Source organism: uncultured Jannaschia sp. (genome assembly GCF_947494055.1).
Classification (GTDB): Bacteria; Pseudomonadota; Alphaproteobacteria; order Rhodobacterales; family Rhodobacteraceae; genus Jannaschia.
Genome location: NZ_CANLTR010000172.1, coordinates 1 through 576 on the forward strand (window position 1 = coordinate 1; position 576 = coordinate 576).

The 576-nt window shown below is 64.8% G+C and carries 1 protein-coding gene; it reads left to right on the plus strand.

Annotation, left to right across the window (positions count from 1 at the left end):
* Window positions 1-548: hypothetical protein (locus tag Q1A87_RS23715; protein WP_299657336.1), on the plus strand; the 548-nt coding region annotated here is incomplete at its 5' end.
* Between the last annotated feature and the right edge of the window lie 28 nt (window positions 549-576).

A 576-nucleotide genomic window follows, 5' to 3' on the forward strand; every position in this document is an offset into this window, starting at 1 on the left:
TGGTCGAGCGAGGGATTGCATACTTCCAGGGCGACGGGCGCCGACATCTCGACACGCTGGTGCGCAACGCCCAGGCCAATCCGATCCCCCTCGTCCTGATCGGGATCGGTGTCGCCTGGCTGGCGATGGGTTCGGGTCGCAATCCGAGACCAGGGTCGACAGACCGGCGTGTTTCGGAAAATCGCCTGTACGGTCGCGACGATGACACGCCGGCCTCGAACGTAAATCCTTCGTCTTCGGGCCTTGGCGCGAGCGCGACAGACGCATCGACACTGGCGGATCAGCCGCGAACGACGGGTCTTTCGACTGACACGCGTGGTCCGCTTCCTGACGAGCCGCGCGATCCGCCGCGATCGTCCGGGCTTGCGACAGGAGCAGGTCCTGCTGTCTCCAACGATCCGGTTCGGATGAACGCAGCCTCTGGAAAGCCGGCCGTTGCGTCGAAGCCGGCCACGAAAGCCGGCACGGACGATGACAAGGACGCCGCATCGTTCCGAGACCCGATCGCGACCGCGCACAGCACTCGAGACGAAGACAAGAAGACCTAGGCAGCGACGGTGCTTCAGAAGTTCGGGC